Consider the following 17087-nt stretch of genomic DNA (forward strand, 5'->3'; position numbering starts at 1 on the left):
CGGGCCGCCGAGATGATCAGCTGGACGAGGTCACCGAACCCGCCCACGCGGCGAAGGCGCCGGGATTACGGGTTTGCAGCAGTACCCGGCCGGGACCGGTGAAGTCGAACACGAATCCTTCGCCCGACTTCAGCGACTGGATCGACCGGCCCGAAACTGCCCGGCGGATAGTGAAATTCATCGCCAGGTCATAGGCCACCACATGGCCGGTGTCGATGGTGATCGGCTCCCCCGGTTGCAGATCGATGACATCGATCGCGCCGAACACGCCGACGACGATCTCCCCCTCTCCGTGCGCGCGCAGACCGAACCCGCCCTCGCCGCCGAACAGGTTCGCGAAACCGCCCCACTTGCTCTCCACCTGCACGCCGTGCGAGTTGGCGATCCAGCCGCCACGGCTGATGAAGAACGGACGATCCGGGCTGATCTGAAGATTCAGCATGTCGCCGGGCAGCGCGGGCGCCACATCCACCCACCCGCCCTGCGGCGGCGCGGTGAACGTCGAGACGAAGAACGACTCGCCGGCCAGCACCGACCGCTTCAATCCAGCCAAGATGCCGCCTTCGGCCTTGGCCTGCAACGTGACTCCCGCCGAATGGGCGACCATGGCACCGCTCTCGACGCGCATCGGCTCGCCACCCGCCAGGAAGCACCGCGCGATGGTCGAGGCGGGGTTGTGCCGCAGTTGTACCTTCATGTCCGCCGACCCTACCGCCCTATTCCGAAGAAAAGCTCGGCCGGATCAGCGCCCAGGGATCACCCCGAGCGCGGCGTCGTCCCGGGCGACGACAGCGCCGCCGTCCGCGGTCAGCACGATGGGGCGCTGGATCAGCTTCGGGTGTTCGGCCAGCGCCTCGATCCACCGGTCTCGGTCCTCGGCGGTGCGCCCCCAGCTCGCCATTCCCAGATCCTTGGCGATCTGCTCGCCGATACGGGTGATGTCCCACGGTTCGGCGCCGAGCCGCCGCAGCACGTCACGCAGCTCGGCAGCGGTCGGTGGCTCATCGAGGTATTTGCGCACCGAGTATTCGACGCCCGTCTCATCGAGGAATGCGGTGGCGTTGCGGCTCTTGGTGCACCGCGGGTTGTGCCAGATCTCTGTCTGCCGGGAGGTCATGCACGTAGGGTACCGAGGGCCACAGCGGCCACCAGCGCGACAGCACGTGGTCGCCCCGGAGACCACCGGCCACCACGCTGGCGAGTCTCGGCCACCGCGGGGCGGATTCGGACGCGCTGTTCGATACTGGAGCCATGAGCGAGCGAACTAAGAACACAGCCGAGTTCTCGGTCATGGCGGAGCCGAGCGCCAGCGAGGCGCAGTCATGACCGCGGAACCTCTGCCCGAAAACCCTTACGGCACACCGACCACGTCCGGCCCCGAACCCATTCCGCCGTATCAGAGGGTAGTGAACGGGCTCGTGCGGACGCTGCTCCGCGTCCCGGGGATCTCCGGCGTCGTCGGCAATAGACTGATGATCCTGCACGTCGTCGGGCGCAAGTCGGGCACCGTCTACGATGTGCCACTGGCCTACACGAAGCATGGGAAGACACTGCTCATCGGCACGGCCCAGCGCCCCTGGGTCAAGAACCTGCTCGCAGGCGCCCCGGTCCAGGCATCGTTCGGCGGGAGACCACGCACGTTCGATCCGGTTGTCCACACCGCCGAGGCCGACGTGCTGCGACTCTACGAGATCATCGCGCGGGACAACCGGCAGAACGCGAGGTTCAACGGCATCGGCCGCACCGCCGACGGTGCGCCGTCGAAAGCCGACATCTACCAGACCTGGCAGCAGGGCGGCGTCGTGGTCGAGCTGACGCCGCACTGAAACCGGATCAGCCCCCCTGGACGTAGCCGTCGGCTACCTCGAGCACCTCGTCGACGATCTCCAGGCCGGCCCGCAGCTCGTCCGCCGTCGTGGTGAGCGGCGGTGCGATCTGGAAACGGTTGCCCGCGTTGAACGGCCACAACCCGCGTTCCTTGGCCGCCGCGGTGACCGCTGCCATCGGTTCGGCGGCCGTGCCCGCCGCGGCGAACGGGACCAGCGGCTGCCGGGTGTGTGGGTCGCGCACCAGTTCCAGCGCCCAGAAGAATCCGAGCCCGCGCACGTCGCCGACGCTCGGATGACGGGCGGCCAATTCCCGCAAACCTTTTCCGAGCACGTCGGCGCCTACCGAGCGCACATGGTCCAGGATGCCGTCCCGCTCGAATACTTCGATCGAGGCGACGCCCGCCGCGCAGGCGAGCGGATGTCCAGCGTAGGTGAGACCACCCGGATACACCGTGTGGTCATACCGCTGGGCAATTCGTTCCGCCATGAGCACGCCACCGAGCGGGACGTAACCGGAGTTCACGCCCTTGGCGAATGTGATCAGATCCGGCGCGACGCCGAACGCCTGCACCGCGAACCACTCGCCCACCCGGCCGAACCCGACCATCACCTCGTCGGCGATGTAGACGATGCCGAATTCGTCGCACAGGGCGCGCACCCCCGCGAGATATCCGGGCGGCGGCACGAGCACGCCGTTGGTGCCGACCACCGTCTCCAAGATCAGACCCGCGATGTGTTGCGGACCCTCCAGTTCGATCACCTGCCGCAGATGGGCCAGCGCGGCGGCGGTCTCCTCCTCGGGAGTGGCGGTGGCCCACGGCGAACGATACGGATATGGTCCGAAGAACCGCACCACGTCGACGTTGGTCGGCTCCGCGCCCCAACGGCGCGGTTCACCGGTCAGGCCGATCGCGACGCCGGTGCCGCCGTGGTAAGAGCGGTACGCCGCGAGCATTTTCGTGCGCCCGGTGTAGCTGCGAGCCAGGCGCACCGCGTGCTCGACGGCTTCCGCGCCGCCGGTGGTGAACAGGATCCGGTTCAGCTCGCCGGGCGCCCGTTCGACGATCAAGCGCGCCAGCTCGCTGCGCGCCTCGTTACCGACAGTCGGCGAGATGGTGGTGAGTCGCTGTGCCTGCGCCACGATCGCGGCGATGAGGTCGGGATGCTGATGGCCGATGTTGACGTTGACAAGCTGAGAGGAGAAGTCGAGGTAGCGTTTGCCGGCGGCATCCCAGAAGTACGAGCCGGATGCCCCGGTGATCGGCACCGGATTCAACTCGGCCTGGGCACTCCACGGATAGAAGACGTGATCTGACCCGATCATGGGGCGAATTCCCCCTTCGAAGCTGGATACAACAGCACATTGGCACCATAGCGCGATTGCGGCTCCTGCACGGTCGGAGGCGCGGTCTATGACAAGAACTGTCCCGCCTGTGATTCCACACAGGTTCGAAGGCCTCGGCCAGGCGGTCACATATCACGGAGCCACGGCACGAGACATGGTCGAGCTGCCGCTCGCCTCGATGCGTCGCCATCACCTGGACGCGGCGGGGTACTCGTTGCGTCCGATCGATACGCATGGACAGATAATGGACCGTGAGCTGGTCGCCTCATGGGCTGGGAGCCCTGGGTAGCGGGCCATGATCGCATTCGCAGGCTTCCGATTGACCTGCCCGTTCGGGTGCAGGAACCGGCGTCTGTCGATACGTAGGCGCTGGAGCCATCGCCCGGCCGTTCTGATCTGGACCGTGTGGCCTTCGGTGGCGAGTCATGTCCGATACCGATCAGTGCCCCTACGCTGTGCCCGGTGGGCCACGCTGATGGGCGACAAAGCAGTACTTGCAGCGCCAATGGCTGGAGTTGGAGCGGCGAGCAGAACTTCGGATTCCAACCCCGCTATGGCCGTCTACCGCAACAGCGGCCGTGCGTAATAGACGGACCCGTACTGGATCTGCCGCCCCGCTTGACAGCGCAATCCAGCCGGTTCTCCACGTATCGGTCTAGGTTAGACCTGACACCACCAGTAACCGGCCGGAACGGCGTCGAGACAACGTCTTTCGCCGGCGACCGTCGCTCCGTGTCAGGGCCACGAATAAGGTGGCCGGGGGTTACGCCATGGTAGGAGCCGGTTCGGCGGCCGGGAGGTAGATCTCACGGCGCAAGCGTTCCAAGTCCGGCGCTGCGGAAGCGGACGGTTGCGTGTACCGATCGCTCTGACGTAACAAGAGCACAGCAGTCGTCAGCTTCTCGTACATTTCCGCGTACTCCTTCCTCTTGCCCGACAGGCCGGGAAGCACGCGCAGCAGCGCGGGGAGGTAGCGGATCAGCGACTCGAGTTGGGCGCGATGCTCGGCCACCTGGTGCTGCACCTGCTCGACGGCTTCGCCACGGGTGCAGCCGGTTTCGTGACGAACCGCCCGCACCAGGTTGTAGGGGACTTGGTCGGCTTCGTCCTGATCCAACCCCACCAGGTCGTTCTCCATGAAGCCCACCCAGCAGAGAAGTTCCTCGAGGCGGCGGATCGCGGGGTGGTTGCGCAGCTTCAACGGCAGTTCCCGGTTCTGGTGCACCTCTATGCCGCCGATGGCGATATCGAACCCACCGGTCGACATCCGCAGCGGCAGGTACTCGGCCGTGGCGGGGATGTAGCCGTTGATGCGATGGTGCGCTTCACGTTCGGCGGCTTCGAACCACGCCTCGAGGCTGTCGAGGAACCGCGTCTGCCAGCCGATAGTGCGGCCCTCGCGCAGGCGCGGCCATAGACTCGCCCACGCCGTCGGGATCGCGCCGGACCTCCACGGTGCCGACGGGTCCTGGCGCAGCGTCGCCACCATCCCACGCCTCAGCGCGGTGACAGCCTCCGGGTCTTTCAGCTGCGGATCCTCGAACAGGTCGTCCCACATAAAGGTCAGCGTGCCCAGGCCGGCGCCGGCCTGTTCACTGGCCGTGTTCGCCGGGGCCACGGCGGCCGGTACTCGGGTCCGGAGCAGTCCTGTCCACCGGTGGTAGTCGGCCTCGGCCGGGGCGAGGGCCAGGCCGGTGTCCACCATCCAGCTCCGCAACCACTGCGCGGCCTGGGGCGTGAGCGCATCACTGCGGGTCTGGGGTGGCTGCATCGGCTGCGGGGGGACCGCGGGTGCAGGAGTTCGGCGGTCGAGGATGGACCGGGAGTAGGCAGTTATCGCGTGGCGGGCGTGCGGGTCGACAGGCAGGTCGGCGAGGTGACCAGCGGCCTGGTCGATGAATTTTTCGGCGACCGCGTGTGCTTGGTCCACGGCGCTGGAGGCGATCACCAACTCGCGGGCATATGCGGCTTCCTCACCCGTCATTGTCCTGCGTAGCAGGCGGGCAAGGTCCTGGTCGCGGGCAGCCGCGCGGATCACGGGAAGGGTGTAGATGCCCTCGGGCAGATCCGCGTTGACGGGCTTGCCCATTTCTTCGGCGGTCGAGGTCAGATCGAGGATGTCGTCATACAGCTGGTAGGCCAACCCGAAGTGTCGACCGAACTGGGCCAACGCCTCTTCCTGCTCCGGGCGGCCGGCTTGCATCGCGCCCACCCGGCAGGCCAGCGAGAGCACCGCCGCTGTTTTGCCGTCGATCGCGTCCAGGTAGGCCTGCTCGCTGCGGGAGGCCACATACTGGTCGGCGGCCTCGATTACCATGCCCGCGCACATCTGCGCACTCGCGGTCGTCCCCGCGAGCCCTTCGCGCTGGCCGATTTCGATCAGCATGCGCATACCCTCGGTCGTCACCGAGTCTCCACCCAATACGGCCATATGCGATCCCCACACCGCGTTGGCGTTAGGGCGCCCGCGTCGCTGGTAGGCGTGATCGATGACGTCGTCGTGATACAGCGAGCCCATATGCAGCAACTCCACCGCGGCAGCGGCACGCACCGCGCGGTCGTCGGCCGGGACCGCGGGATCGGTGAGCAGGTAGTACGACAGCAACGTCAGAGTGGGGCGGACCAGGCGGCGAGAGGTGTCGGGTCCTTCGTCGGTGAGCGCGGTCAACTCGGGCCTGCCCCGGAACTCCACGGGGCCGAGAACGTCCCGGACGCGGCCCAGGTCCGCCTCCAGATGCGGGAAGACAGCCGAATCGATTTCACGTGGCACGCGGGGCACTCCTGACTGAGTACAGCGGTCATCCGACGCCGCTGATCAATGGCAATTTGACACCACATCACGCCGAAGATGTTGTTATCGGCCGATTTTGACGCCGCGCAGATCAGCGGCCAGTGCGGAGTAGAGGTACACCCCAGCGTCGTAACCGCCAGGCACTCGAAAGGCGTCAGAGTAGCCCCATACCAGGCATTTCCTGACTACTATCCGGCCAGTCCGGCGAATTCAGGCTGACAGTTGGTAATCCGATTCACGCCCATATCCGCCCAAAATTCGGCCAGTCCATGATCGGTGAATGCCGTTCACGGAAATCCCATGCTGGTCTAGACGTCCCACCACCAGGTGATGGCGGGCAGTGGCAGCGGGTCGGGGTTGGGGTCGCTGGGGGTGTCGGTCCACGGGAGGTCCGTGGTGGGGCTGTCGGGGAAGAGGTAGCGGGTGGCGATGGAGCCGAAGACGAGGTTGCCGGCGACGAGCGCATCCAGGACTGTGAAGTAGCGGCGCAGCTCGGTGCTGCCGTCGCGGTGGAGTCGGGTGCGTAGGGTCAGGTAGCGGGAGAAGCACCGGTCGCGGACTGCGACGGCGGCGGCCAGCGTTTCGGGGAAGGACAGGGCGGGGTTCTCGCGTTGGATCATGGTGAAGATGTCGGGGCTGTCCTCGTCCAGTTGCACGGATTTGGCGAGGGAGTACCGGTCGTTGTCGAGTGCGGCTGTCAGGATCGCCGCCTCGCGGGCGGCGCGGACCGCGAGCTGGTCACGCTCCTGGCTCGAAAGCTCCACACCGAGTGCGACTTCGCCTAGGGCTACACCGTTTTCGCCGCCTACGGCCGCGGCTCGCAGCCGCAGGTAGGCGTCGAGGTCAGCTGGGTATCCGAGGCTGCGCTGCGATACCTCGGTCAGATTGCCGAACATCCACTGCCGGAAGGAATCGCTGAACCGCCGCATCAGGGTGGGGCTCGTTTGCCGCCCGAGGCAGGTGATGAGGTCGCGGCCAGCGTCGAGAAAGGGGTCTTGGCCCCATGGTTGGCTTACAGGCACCTCGACTACCCGGGTCAGCCGGGCCAGCAGCAGGGTGAGTTCGGGTGGCCGTTGGGAGTATGGCGGCGACTCGGAGATGTCGTCTAGGTGCGTCTAGGTGGAAACCCCACGCGCTGTATCGGCACACGTGCTCCAGCAGTTCCGGGCGGGTGTAGTGGCAGACGTAGAGCGTGTAGCCGACCCCGGTGGCGGCCAGCAACGTAGCGTGCTTGTCGTCGCGGGCGAAGCCGAATTTCCGGATCCACGTCACGGTGCTGTCGAGCAGGCCATCCGCTTGGCGCACCGGTGGTCTGGGCAGGGGGCAGAAGATGGCGGGGGATCCTGGCGCGTAGGCGTTCTTCTCGGTTGGCATGTGCGGTGGACTGTCTTTCTGTGGTCAGACCGCGCGCGAGGTCGCGGCGGCGGCGAATTGATGCAGCACCGCCACGGCGGCCGGGTGCAGATGGTCGGTGTGCAATGCCTGCGCCGCCGCATCGCAGCGCGTCGCGATCAACTGCTCGACAGTCGCGACGGCACCGGTGACGGTCAGGACTGCACGGATCTGATCGCATTGATCCTCGGTCAGGTCCGGTTTGCCGAGTAGTCGGTGCAGGATGCGGCGCTGGGTGGGTGTGGCCCGCTGCAGCGCGGTGGCGATCAGCACGGTGTGTTTCGCCGAGCTAAGATCATCCTCGATGGACTTACCGGTCCGGTCCGAGTTGCCGAATACGCCCAACAAGTCGTCACGCAGCTGGAACGCTTCGCCGAGCGGCACGGCATAGTCCGACAGCGCTCGAAGTTGCTGCGCGCTGCCGCCGGCGAGGTCGGCTCCCAGGTGCAGAGGGCGTTCGATCGTGTACTTGGCGGTCTTGTAGCGGATGATCCGCCACGCGGTGTCCAGATCGGCGGTGCGGCGACCAGAAGCGGCGAGATCCAGGTATTGGCCGATGAGCGTCTCGGTACGCAACGCATCCCAGGTGGGTTGCATGCGGGCGAGCTGCTCGGTCGTGGGGCTCGGCGGTCCTACCTGCAGGTCGTAGGACCAGCCCAGGGCCAGGTCTCCGAGCAGAATCGCGGCATTGACACCGAGCTCGGCTGGGTTGGCATGGTCACGGTGGCGAGCGGCCAGGGCGTGGTGGGCAGTGGGACGGCCCCGACGGGTGTCGGAGTGATCCATCACATCGTCGTGGATCAGCGCAAAACAGTGGAACAGCTCGAGCGAGGCAGCGACCCGGTACACGATGTCCGACGGTGGCCCGCCGTCGACGGCGCTCCACCCGGTGACGCACATGAGCGGACGAAAGCGCTTACCACCAGCGGAAAGCAGGCCGCGCAACTGCCCACTGAAATAGAGCAGTTCGACAGCGGGTGACCGGTGATCCTTGTCGTCCAGGAATCCGGTGAGCACCGCGTCCACCACGGCACCCACCTCGTTCGGGTTCACCGCAAGGGTCTGATCATCGATCCAACGGTTTCAACCAGGCTCGCCAGCATTTTGAACCCACGTTCGCCCGATTGTCAAAGATCAGACCCAGGATATCAGCCATTTTAGTTGTGCTACAGAGCATTTGGTGGGTACTGACAGATCGCTCGCCCCCGGGGACCGGCCACGCACGGCGCGTGCATCATCCGTGTCGGCAAGACTGGGAGCAGTGATCAACCTGCGAAGAAAGCCGAGCAATTGTCAATACCTGCGGTTCGAGAGTATTTCCAGCCAGGGATGGCCGGGGTGCACTCGCGATAGCCACCCGGATAGTCGGGATCGCCGTGATCGGTTCATGGTGGGGAGCGCGCGCAGGAAGTCCGTCTCGTCTTTGGCTCGCCGGGCTTTCGCCTTGAACAGGAGAACGACCTCAGGGATCACGTACGGGATGCCATCGGCGGTGCGGAGAATCAGCTCGTCGTAGGGCAAGGTGATCGAGGCGGCGCGGCGGCACACCCATCGATCGCCCAGGTGCGGCTCGCGGAACACGTCTAGGCGATACAGCCCGGTCGCCGGTTCGCGCAGCCATGTCTGATGCTGACTGTCCGCTTCCTCAGGAAACGGCCAGGCGCACCCGTCGCCGACGACGTCCCATTCGAAGCCGGGGAAGGCGTCCAGAATCTCACCGAATCGCTCACGCGGAACCCCGATTTCGAGATCGGAGTGCACACGTCCGAGGCCGCCGACAAACAGGTCCAGCGCCCACCCGGCTGCGACATACCAGCATGGCGGGGTGCCCGAGAGCCGTTCGGCGGCTTCGGCGGGAGTCCAGGCTTGCCAGAGGCGGTCGAATTCCGCGACGGACAACGGGCGTCCGGCCATCTCAGGCGGCCTCCTTCACATCGCCCGGGTCGACTGGTCGTTCCACGACCTGCCCTTCTCGAAGACGGCTCGGGCACGGACGAGAGCGACCATGCGCGGGGCGTTCACAGTGCGCCAGCGGCCCTGAGCGGCCTCCATCAGCTTGAACGCGCCATCGCGAACCCGGCCGCGCGGGATTCCGGCCCTTGGTGAGCTTGGTTCGCAATATTGCTGTGGCCAAAGGTGGATTCGATCGGATTCGTGGTGCGAAGGTGAATCCAGTGTTCGGCAGGGTAGTCGTAGAACGCGAGCAGCACGTCCGTATCATCCACGATTTGCGACGGCTTTGGGGAACTTCGCGCCGTAGTCTCGGTCGAACGCCCTGATCGCGACCGCGCCTTGTCGGCATCCTCGGCGTTGTAGATCTTCTTCATCGCCGCCAACGCGCCGGGATGCGCCGACTTCGGCGGCGCCGCAAGGACGTTAGCGCCCCTCGAGTCTCCCGCCAGCTCCAAACCCGGTGGATTCGGGCTGGTCTGCGATGCGCACCAACGCCTTTCGGCGTTGCGAACTCCGGGGTCGGTTCAGGTCGTCGGCCCCGGAGGCCATGGTGAAAGCCGGGGCGTAGCCGTGGCGATATCGCAGCGCATAGCTGGGCACCTCACTCCTCGAGCGGTTAGCAGTGAACGTGGGAACACCGCGAGATCTCGATACCCGAAGTTGAAAGTTCATCATTTTCTGAATACAGATTGTTGTGTACTGTTGGGTATGGAGACGACCGCGGTACTGCACATCGACGCGTTGGCCCGGTTCGGGCACGCGCTGTCGGACCCGACCCGCACCCAGATTTTGTTGAATCTGCGCCGGGCGCCGGGGTATCCATCGGAGCTGGCCGAGCGGATCGGAGTGACCCGCCAGATCCTGTCCAACCACCTGGCGTGTCTGCGGGGATGCGGGCTGGTGGTCGCGGTACCGGAAGGCCGGCGCAGCCGCTACGAGCTGGCCGACGCGCGCATCGGGGCCGCACTGGATGACCTGCTGGGGCTGGTGCTGGCGGTGGACCCGGCCTGCTGCCCTGACGCCGATACGGCGGCATGCTGCTGATGGCCTCGCTCGGTATGCCCTCGCTGCCGTCCGCGGTCTCACTCGGCCGGAGCCCGGCCCGAAAAGCGCTGCTGGCGCGGCGGATCCGCTGGCTGGTCGCCGCGACCATCACCTACAACGTGATCGAGGCGATCATCGCACTCACCGAGGGCACCCGGGTGTCCTCGACCGCGCTGATCGGGTTCGGGCTGGATTCGGTGATCGAGGTGTCCTCCGCGGCCGCGGTGGCCTGGCAGTTCGCTGGCCGCGATCCGGAGAAACGGGAGAAAATCGCGCTGCGGATCATCGCGTTCTCGTTCTTCGCCCTCGCCGCCTACGTCACCATCGAGTCGATCCGCGGCCTGCTCGGCCTCGGCGACGTCGAGCACTCGACGATCGGCATCGCCCTCGCCGCGGTCAGCCTGGTCATCATGCCGGTGTTGTCGGCCGCGCAACGCCGTGCTGGCCGTGAACTGGGCTCCGCGTCCGCGGTCGCCGACTCCAAACAGACCCTGCTGTGCACCTACCTGTCGGCGGTCCTGCTGATCGGACTGTTGCTCAACAGCCTGTTCGGCTGGTCGTGGGCCGACCCGACCGCCGCGCTGGTCATCGCCGCCATAGCGGCGAAGGAAGGCATCAACGCCTGGAAGGGCGACACCTGCTGCCCGGCACCGACCGCCGCACTCGGCGCGACCGTTGCCTCCGGGCACGACTGCGACTGCTGCGACTGACTATCCCCGAATCCGGCGAAAGGATTTGCCATGCCCCGAATCCCGCAAGCAGCTCGCATCCGCTACCAGCAGGAGATGGCGGCCGCGAAGTTCGCAGGCGCCGCCGATCAGCGGTGGGCTCATCTCGAGCGGGCGCACATCCTGTCCCAGCCCGACCCGTGGCTGCACACCCGCAACCACGTCGCGATGTTCGTCCTGGCCGTGCAACAGCGCGACCGCCGCGAAGCCCTCGGCCAGGTCATCAGGATCGTCGTCGCTGCCCCCGGATCACTGGCCGGGCGTCACCCCGAAGGCAACACCGGGCGCGCCCGCGTGAGCCGGCGCCAACCCATGCCCACCCCGCCCGACCTCGCTGCGCTGCTTCATCCCGCCACGGCCTGACCAGGATTCACGCTTCAGCGTTATGCGAGGCCGGTGGTGGTGCGCGCGAAGTACTCGACCGAGACGAACAGTCATGGGCCGGACGCGCGCGCGTTCGGCGATATGCAGTGGTGATTACCCTTACACTCGGTGCAGGCCGTAAATCGTTGCGGACCGATATCAGGGGGCACCATGAGCAGAGCTCTCATCATCGTCGACGTGCAGAACGACTTCTGCGAGGGCGGTTCGGTGGCCGTCGCAGGTGGGGCTGTGTTGGCCGAACGGATCAGCGAGTATCTGCGCGTCAGCGATTACGCGGCGATAACCGCCACCCGCGACTACCACATCGACCCTGGTGCGCACTTCTCCGACAACCCGAACTTCATCGACACGTGGCCGCCACACTGTCGAGCCGCCACCCCCGGTGCCGAATTCCACCCGAACCTGGATACCGCGCCGATCGACGAGGTCTTCTTCAAGGGTGCCCACGCCGCCGCCTATTCCGGGTTCGAGGGCGCCACCAAAGATGGCATTGCCCTCGTTGACTGGTTACGCACCAAGGGAATCGACACCGTGGATGTCTGCGGCATCGCCACCGACCACTGCGTTCGCGCCACCGCCTTGGATGCCCGCATCGCCAGGTTCGACACCCGGGTGCTCCTGGGCCTGTCCGCCGGCGTCTCCCCCGCCGGCATCGATCGGGCCCTGGACGAACTCCGTGAGGCGGGGGTAAAGATCGCCGCAGACATCGAGAGCTGATGGGACTGGCTGACCGGTACGGCAGGATTATGCTCTCCGGTCCGAGGTGACGCGGAAACCTCATAGCCACAACGCCGTAGGCGACACGCAGGAAACCGGAGCCGTGTCGCCCGCGCGCGGTGGAACGCCCCGGGTATAGCGGAGAGTTTTCATTGGTCTTCCGGGTTCGGCAGTCTGCTACGGAGTGGGCATGCGGTATCGCTGACATGCGTCTTTGTGGTCATTGATGTCGGTCATCTGCGTGGAGATGATGTGCGGGGTTGAGCCGAAAAGGCGGGAACTCGCTTGACGGTGTAGTGAAAACCGCTGTGCGACAGCGTCTTTCGCGCCGAAAAGTCAGCGTCGATTTATTGATGGACGGGACCGTCATCGCCACCGCATCGGTCTACACGAACGAAGCCAGCTCACACAAAGCGCTGGTCCCGGTCGCGTTCGTCATCCCAGCGGCCGCGGGGCAGCACACTTTCACCGTCGCGCCGACGCCGGGCAGCGGCACGAACATCGACCAAAACGACTATTTCACCGTCACGGTCAACGAGACCACCCCCAACCACTTCGAAAGCGGTAAAATCTCGGTGGGCTATCTCATCTCACCGGGATGGGACCTCACCAGCGGTACCCCTGGGTGGCGGGAGTGGCGAGAGCCCGTCACGTTCACCAAACCGTTCAACTCGCCACCGGAAGTTACGGTGGGACTTTCCATGGTCGACATAGGGAAAGTCGCGAATTCTCGGGTGATGGTCGAAGCGGAAAATATCACGGGCCAGGGTTTCGATCTGGTGGTCAAAGCGTGGGACGACACCGTTTTGTACAGCGTCAATGTTGATTGGCTGGCGTACGGCGACGCGCAGTAGCCTGCCTTGCCCGTAGGCGGGTAGCCGACCGGAGTGAGTTCGAAGCGCAACAGCCCACGGAGTACCTCCGTGGGCTGTTGCGCACGACCCTGATCCCGCCGTCTGTGCGCCATGCGCTCTAGATCAAGGACAAGGCCGTCGCCCTTGACCTCGCACACAAGAAGTCACCCATACGCCTCGACCCGCGAGGGCTGACCGTCGTCGCGGACACCGCCCGCCGTCCGGTCCGCCTGGCCGACATGGACGGCGGCGAGAACTGGCTCGGCTACCACCTCACCGCCCTCCTCAGCATGCACGAGCGGTTCTCCGAACAGCGCAATCCCGGGCCCCGCTTCCTTATCCTCGACCAGCGGTCTCGGGTCTACTTCCCAGAAGACGCCCCAGATGGCACCGTTTCGGCCGAACCGACAGAACCTCTTTGCTCAACCTCTACAAAGCAATTCAGAACACGATCGAAGCCCTTGATGGGCCACTTCCAGTGGTAGTGATGGAGCACGCGGACCTGGACGACGAACCCTTCCGCAATTCGGTCGAAGCACGTTGGAGACGCAGCAACGGCCAAGCTCTCGTGCCCCGTCGCGGATGGGATGTACTCGGTTGACCCGGAGTCGACCGGTTTGTCGAGCATGGTCCGAAATGGTCGATTTGTCGGTATTCGAATCTGGTGAATTACCGTCTCACTCAACGTATTTCCCCGATACTGTGACGATGGAACAGTCGAGTGATATTTCGTCGAGTAATGGCTCGGAGCCCGCCTTCGCGGGGCAGACAACGATCGGCGACGCAACGATCGAAAAGAGGCCGTCGAGCATACTCGTCGTGGGTGCGGGAATCGCGGGATTGACTGCGGCACAAGCGCTTCGGAAGCTGGGACATGCCGTGACCGTGCTGGAGGCGCGCAACAGGATCGGCGGCCGGATCTGGACCGACAGCGACGGCGTCGACCTGGGCGCGCACTGGATACACGGTACGGAGGGCAATCCGCTCACCGAATTGGTTGAACAACTCGAAATCCCACACAGTTATGTCGGCGGCGACAGTTCCTATACCGGCGGATTCGACAGTCTGGCGCTGATTGGACCTGATCGGCAGATCAGCCCCGTGACGGTAAAGAACCGAACCCTCGAACTCGCCGACAAAGTACTCCACGAACTCGAGCGGCGCGCCGAAATCGCCCGCCGCCGCAGACATCCAGATGTGCCGCTGGCCGCGGTCGTGGACCAGGTCCTCGCTGAAGCGGGCCACAGCCACGACGATGAACAGGCCATCCGCTATCACCTCAATGTGATCCTGCGCGAAGACGTCGGTGAGGATCCCGGCGGACTATCGTTCAAGTTCTGGGAGGACGGCTACCGCGTCTACGGATATGGCGACAGCGTCCTGCACGGCGGCTACCAGGCAGTGGTCGATGCACTCGCCGAGGATCTGACCATCGAACTGGAAACCGTTGTGCGTCGGATCGATACCGGTGACGGCTCGACGCCGGTACGGGTGACGACCGACCGCGGCGTCCACGAATCCGACAAGGTGCTGGTCACCGTGCCACTCGGCGTTCTCAAATCGAACGAAATCGAGTTCAGCCCGTTGCTGCCGGAGACCAAGCGCCAAGCCATCGACCGCGTCGGGTTCGGCACACTGAACAAGATTGCCTTGCATTACGACCGAATCTTCTGGCCCACGGAACAATACGTCTTCGGCTACCTGTGCCGTGAGACCGACAGTTACCCGACCGTGGTCATCAGCATGTGGAAGTCGCACGGCAAGCCGATTCTGGTCCTGCTGCTCGGCGCATCGCTCGGGCGCGCCATGGAAACCTGGGCCGATGTCGAGGTCCAGGACTACGCGAACGGAGTAGTGCGGGACATCTTCGGCACGAACACTCCCACGCCCGAGCATGTTTCCAGAACGGCGTGGTCGACGGACCCGTACGCGCTCGGTTCCTACGCCTGCATCGGTGTCGATGCTTCCCCGCGCGACCTCGACACACTCGCCGAACCCGTCGGCGCGCGCCTGTTCTTCGCGGGCGAGGCGACCAACAGTTACCACTGGGGCTGCGTCCACAGTGCCTACGAGTCGGGTCTGCGCGAAGCGGCCCGCATCGCCGACGACCCGTCGATCTACAGCCCGCCGAGCACCGAGACCTCGCGCCGACAACGCCGCGATATCGACCGCATGAAACGCTTCGCGCGAATGCGTATGAGGCACCTCAGCTCCGACTGTCTACGAGCTCGCGTAGCGTGCCTCACCGATGGCGTCGACCCCTTCGGCGTGCCGTTGTTCGCACCCCTTGTCGACGCCGACCTGGAAACCCTTGCCTCCATGTTCGATGAACTCACCTACGCCCCCGGCGACCCCATCTGCCGCGAAGACGACACCGCCCACGGCGTCTACGTCGTCGCCGAGGGTGACGTGGAGGTCGATTTCGGCGGTGTCTACGACCGCGCCGTGCTGACCAGAGGCAGTATCCTCGGCGGCCACGACCTGTTCTTCGACGCCAGAACCATTACCGTCACCGCCGTGACTGCGGTCCGCCTCTACTACCTGGACCACTACCGGTACAAGACGTTCCTCTACGCCTTCCCCGATGTCATGATGATGATGATCGCCGACCTGGTCAGCCGCTGGGAGCAACTGGAAGAGGTCCTCGGCACCGCGGCGCTGACAGGAGCACGCCGAATTTTGCAGGCCGGGCACAGCGGCGACATCGCGTCCTGACGCACGCGCCGTCCAGGGTAGGCACGCCTATTCTGAACATAGGCGCAGCACCGGTCCGACGGCTGCGGGGGCCCAGCCCCACCCTCACCACCGTCGCCCCACCACCGGACCGACTACCGGCGGCACCCTTGTGACCATCACCGGCGGCGACCTCACCCACACCGACACCGTGACCTTCGACGGCATCCCGGCGAACTTCGCTGTCATCTCCGACACCACGATCAGCACCACCGCCCCGCCGCATCCCGCCAGCCCAGCAATCCCCTTCACCGTCAACACACCTGGCGGCCAGAGCACCTGGACCTACAGCTACAAGCCCCCCGCCTTGATCAAGAGCGCCTGAAACCCCGACACCCGCCTCGCGGCTGACATCAGCTGCGCAACCATCACCGGGCGGGTGCGACGCGTGGTGACACGCTTGCCCCGGGAGTCGTTGTCTTTCCTGGTCTGCTCGCCTAGCCTCGCAGCCGGCCCGCTTACGCGGGTTGATTTCCCTGCAGAAGCCGGCCTCGGTTTCCCTGCAAAGCCGGGGCCGGTTTCTTTCACGACCGGGATATCGGCGAACTCGACAGCACTGTTCGGCGTCAGAGGTGAGAGGAAGACCAGCAGCAGCGCGGCGGGCTGCTCGGCGACGATCCGCGCGCCCAGCGCGATCAACCGCAAACTCTCCGGCGCCAACCCCAGCCTGCCGGCCACCGTCGCCGCGTCCGCGACGCTCTCGAGCAAACCGATCACCAGTTCGGATTCCACCTGACGTTCCAGGTCCGCGCCGGCCCGCGATCGCAACAGGTGCAGGGCCACCGTGCGTGCGCCCTCGGCTTCCAGCACCAACCCGTATACCACCGGGGCCGCGTCTGGTCTCGTCACTTTCTGGGGGACCTCCCCTGTTGTGCGACCAGATCGGCGAGTACAGCTGCTTCGCTGATGTCGGTGCTCTTGGTGCCGGTGAGCAATGTGAGTTTGTTCTGCCCTGCCAGTTCGCGCAAATGGGCGAGCGCTTCGGCGCGGTCGGGGTTGGTCAGTTCCTCGCGATAGCGGCGGGCGAATTCATCGAACAGTTCCGGGTCGTGGCCGTACCATGTGCGCAGTTCGGTGGAGGGGGCGATCTGTTTGCACCATTCGTCGAGATGTGCCCTGGTTTTGCTGACACCGCGGGGCCAGAGGCGGTCCACGAGCACTCGGGTGCCGTCTTGCGGGGTCGGGTCGTCATAGATTCTGCGGATTTGCACAAGGCGTCGAGTCGTCATCATCGATCCCTAAGATTGTAGGTGTCTGGGGATGACCTCGCCACCACTATTGTGGCGAAGGCAAATTCGTCGCAATGAGAGACGAAAC

At 65.4% G+C, this 17087-nt stretch carries 17 protein-coding genes and 4 pseudogenes; 11 read left to right on the forward strand and 10 right to left on the reverse strand.

Annotated elements, in window-relative coordinates:
- Positions 1-16: 16 nt before the first annotated feature.
- A complete protein-coding gene (locus tag OH799_RS09555; RefSeq protein ID WP_357262080.1) occupies positions 17-697 on the reverse strand; it encodes a TIGR00266 family protein in 681 nt (226 codons plus the stop codon).
- 45 nt (positions 698-742) lie between these two features.
- A complete protein-coding gene (locus OH799_RS09560; protein ID WP_406278084.1) occupies positions 743-1117 on the reverse strand; it encodes an arsenate reductase family protein in 375 nt (124 codons plus the stop codon).
- A gap of 205 nt (positions 1118-1322) precedes the next feature.
- On the opposite strand from OH799_RS09560, the gene OH799_RS09565 reads away from it, so the two are divergent.
- Positions 1323-1826 carry a hypothetical protein gene (locus OH799_RS09565; protein ID WP_406278087.1) on the forward strand — a complete coding sequence of 168 codons (504 nt, stop codon included), beginning with the start codon at positions 1323-1325 and terminating at the stop codon, positions 1824-1826.
- A gap of 7 nt (positions 1827-1833) precedes the next feature.
- Here OH799_RS09565 and OH799_RS09570 read toward each other — a convergent pair whose 3' ends face one another.
- Positions 1834-3153, reverse strand: coding sequence for an aspartate aminotransferase family protein (locus OH799_RS09570; protein ID WP_406278090.1), 1320 nt, complete (start codon positions 3151-3153; stop codon positions 1834-1836).
- Between the two features lie 88 nt (positions 3154-3241).
- Here OH799_RS09570 and OH799_RS09575 point away from each other — a divergent pair, with 88 nt between their 5' ends.
- The gene (locus tag OH799_RS09575) at positions 3242-3463 is read left to right on the forward strand and encodes a hypothetical protein (protein WP_406278093.1); all 222 of its coding nucleotides are present in this window, start codon (positions 3242-3244) and stop codon (positions 3461-3463) included.
- Positions 3464-3937: 474 nt separating this feature from the next.
- Here OH799_RS09575 and OH799_RS09580 read toward each other — a convergent pair whose 3' ends face one another.
- The 5 genes and pseudogenes from OH799_RS09580 to OH799_RS09600 form a co-directional block, all read right to left on the reverse strand.
- On the reverse strand, positions 3938-5944 hold the full coding sequence (locus tag OH799_RS09580) for a polyprenyl synthetase family protein (protein WP_406278096.1): 2007 nt from the start codon (positions 5942-5944) through the stop codon (positions 3938-3940).
- A gap of 329 nt (positions 5945-6273) precedes the next feature.
- Positions 6274-7068, reverse strand: a pseudogene (locus tag OH799_RS09585) (terpene synthase family protein); the annotation flags it as partial.
- A 295-nt stretch (positions 7069-7363) separates the two neighbouring features.
- Positions 7364-8410 carry a polyprenyl synthetase family protein gene (locus tag OH799_RS09590; protein ID WP_406278099.1) on the reverse strand — a complete coding sequence of 349 codons (1047 nt, stop codon included), beginning with the start codon at positions 8408-8410 and terminating at the stop codon, positions 7364-7366.
- Positions 8411-8650: 240 nt separating this feature from the next.
- Positions 8651-9271 carry a hypothetical protein gene (locus OH799_RS09595; RefSeq protein WP_406278102.1) on the reverse strand — a complete coding sequence of 207 codons (621 nt, stop codon included), beginning with the start codon at positions 9269-9271 and terminating at the stop codon, positions 8651-8653.
- 137 nt (positions 9272-9408) lie between these two features.
- A complete protein-coding gene (locus tag OH799_RS09600) occupies positions 9409-9684 on the reverse strand; it encodes a transposase (protein WP_406278105.1) in 276 nt (91 codons plus the stop codon).
- A gap of 334 nt (positions 9685-10018) precedes the next feature.
- Here OH799_RS09600 and OH799_RS09605 point away from each other — a divergent pair, with 334 nt between their 5' ends.
- The 9 genes and pseudogenes from OH799_RS09605 to OH799_RS09645 all read left to right on the forward strand — a co-directional run.
- Positions 10019-10354: an ArsR/SmtB family transcription factor gene (locus OH799_RS09605; RefSeq protein WP_406278108.1), complete on the forward strand. Its 336-nt coding sequence runs from the start codon at positions 10019-10021 to the stop codon at positions 10352-10354.
- Positions 10351-11064 carry a cation transporter gene (locus OH799_RS09610; RefSeq protein ID WP_406281940.1) on the forward strand — a complete coding sequence of 238 codons (714 nt, stop codon included), beginning with the start codon at positions 10351-10353 and terminating at the stop codon, positions 11062-11064. The genes OH799_RS09605 and OH799_RS09610 overlap by 4 nt, the downstream gene beginning before the upstream one ends.
- Before the next feature lie 30 nt (positions 11065-11094).
- Positions 11095-11445 carry a DUF3703 domain-containing protein gene (locus OH799_RS09615; protein ID WP_406278111.1) on the forward strand — a complete coding sequence of 117 codons (351 nt, stop codon included), beginning with the start codon at positions 11095-11097 and terminating at the stop codon, positions 11443-11445.
- Between the two features lie 171 nt (positions 11446-11616).
- Complete coding sequence (locus OH799_RS09620; protein WP_406278114.1) at positions 11617-12183, forward strand: nicotinamidase; 567 nt, start codon at positions 11617-11619, stop codon at positions 12181-12183.
- A gap of 296 nt (positions 12184-12479) precedes the next feature.
- On the forward strand, positions 12480-13037 hold the full coding sequence (locus tag OH799_RS09625) for an H-type lectin domain-containing protein (RefSeq protein WP_406278117.1): 558 nt from the start codon (positions 12480-12482) through the stop codon (positions 13035-13037).
- 170 nt (positions 13038-13207) lie between these two features.
- Positions 13208-13351: pseudogene (locus OH799_RS09630) on the forward strand (DUF3732 domain-containing protein); the annotation flags it as partial.
- The gene (locus tag OH799_RS09635; RefSeq protein ID WP_406281943.1) at positions 13294-13638 is read left to right on the forward strand and encodes a DUF3732 domain-containing protein; all 345 of its coding nucleotides are present in this window, start codon (positions 13294-13296) and stop codon (positions 13636-13638) included. The pseudogene OH799_RS09630 and the gene OH799_RS09635, both read left to right, overlap by 58 nt.
- 107 nt (positions 13639-13745) lie before the next feature.
- Complete coding sequence (locus tag OH799_RS09640) at positions 13746-15752, forward strand: FAD-dependent oxidoreductase (RefSeq protein WP_406278120.1); 2007 nt, start codon at positions 13746-13748, stop codon at positions 15750-15752.
- Between the two features lie 109 nt (positions 15753-15861).
- Positions 15862-16095, forward strand: a pseudogene (locus OH799_RS09645) (IPT/TIG domain-containing protein); the annotation flags it as partial.
- A gap of 254 nt (positions 16096-16349) precedes the next feature.
- Here the strand turns inward: OH799_RS09645 and OH799_RS09650 are convergent.
- Both OH799_RS09650 and OH799_RS09655 read right to left on the reverse strand, forming a co-directional pair.
- Positions 16350-16571: pseudogene (locus OH799_RS09650) on the reverse strand (PucR family transcriptional regulator); the annotation flags it as partial.
- A 44-nt stretch (positions 16572-16615) separates the two neighbouring features.
- Positions 16616-16999: a DUF488 domain-containing protein gene (locus OH799_RS09655; protein WP_406278123.1), complete on the reverse strand. Its 384-nt coding sequence runs from the start codon at positions 16997-16999 to the stop codon at positions 16616-16618.
- Positions 17000-17087 lie beyond the last annotated feature (88 nt).

This window comes from Nocardia sp. NBC_00881 (assembly GCF_045207455.1).
GTDB lineage: Bacteria > Actinomycetota > Actinomycetes > Mycobacteriales > Mycobacteriaceae > Nocardia.